The 840-nt window shown below is 37.6% G+C and carries 1 protein-coding gene; it reads left to right on the forward strand.

What is annotated here, in order from left to right:
• Positions 1-191: 191 nt before the first annotated feature.
• The coding region (locus LJE11_RS19185) for a helix-turn-helix domain-containing protein (protein ID WP_227296412.1) at positions 192-840 on the forward strand (649 nt) is incomplete at its 3' end.

An 840-nucleotide genomic window follows, 5' to 3' on the forward strand; every position in this document is an offset into this window, starting at 1 on the left:
ATCCCGCATAGTTACTGAGATAATCCACAGCTGGAATTTAGTTTTTCATTTAAGTTTAAATGTATTTTTAAATTCTACCTTGCAAGAGTAAATTCTATACCTGTAGAATTTACTTCTGCATGGATTTTTCCTTCTTCTTTTTATAAAATACTACTGCAGATGATCCCCTGCCTGTGCAGAAGGAGGATAAAATGAATACAGGAAGACCAAAGGGTAACCAAAAACATCTTGATTTATCTGCACGTATTATAATCGAACAGCATTTAAATAACGGTGATTCATTTAGAAGTATTGCAATAGAATTAAACAAGGATCCAAGTACCATATCCAAAGAAGTCAGACGTCATTCTATTATCAGGGAAAGAAGTACAGATGCATTTGCCCCTATTCCCTGTGCAAATAATTATGATCGTTCAAAGCCCCGGACAAATATATGTAATGTCATGCATATGTGCGGTGATAATGAATGCCGGCACAAATGTGTCCTCTGCAGAAAATTCAGATGCAGCGATGTCTGTAAATTTTATAAACCAAGAGAATGTGAGAAATTAAATAAACCGCCTTATGTGTGCAATGGATGCAGCAAGAAAACGAATTGCATGATGGACAAAAAGATTTATTCTTCAAAATACGCCCAGGACACCTATGAAGCCCTTAGGACCACAAGCAGAGAAGGAATCAATCAGACACCGGAAAGTATACAGAAACTGGACATCCTGTTGTCACCGCTTCTCAAAAAAGGACAATCTATTGCCCACATCTACGCATCTCATGCTGATGAGATTGCCTGTTCCAGAAGAACCATATATTCTTACATAGACCGTGGCGTTTTTCAAGCCA

Source organism: Blautia sp. DFI.1.216, assembly GCF_020594215.1.
GTDB lineage: Bacteria > Bacillota > Clostridia > Lachnospirales > Lachnospiraceae > Blautia_A > Blautia_A wexlerae.